The sequence below is a fragment of the Arcobacter sp. F155 genome (assembly GCF_004116455.1).
GTDB lineage: Bacteria > Campylobacterota > Campylobacteria > Campylobacterales > Arcobacteraceae > Halarcobacter.
Genome location: NZ_PDJU01000039.1, coordinates 1 through 440, shown reverse-complemented (window position 1 = coordinate 440; position 440 = coordinate 1). Strand labels below are relative to the sequence as shown.

Annotated in this window: 1 protein-coding gene; it reads right to left on the bottom strand. The window is 40.2% G+C overall.

Annotated elements, in window-relative coordinates:
• A partial coding sequence (gene dapF, locus CRV03_RS13985; RefSeq protein WP_375153739.1) for a diaminopimelate epimerase occupies positions 1-440 on the bottom strand: 440 nt, incomplete at both ends.

The window sequence follows — 440 nt, the reverse complement described above, 5'->3', positions numbered from 1 at the left end:
TTCAAAATCTCGATGAATTCAACATTTACTCGCTCTGGGAACATTTCATGTGTCTCCAGGACTGGACCAAGTGTTGTAAGAGGTGCTTGCTCTACATCATCAACAAAAATAACCGCATGCGGATTCCCCATTGAAACAGCTGTAAATGCATAGCGATGATTATTGTATAAGAAGTTTTCACGAATAAATGGTGTTTCACCTTCACCAAGCATCGGTATTTCTGCACGTGTTAAACGCGGTGCTCCCATATCGATTTTCGCTAATGTAACTTTCCCTTCTTCTACCGTTACTTCCGCTGTTACAATACCAGCTAACGTTTCAATTGTGAAAACTGTTTCTTCTCCTAGTTTATGCTCATACGCATATTTCGCTACGCATCGTAAACCGTTACCACAACTCTTTCCTTCTGAACCATCATTATTAAACATGCGCATTTTCAC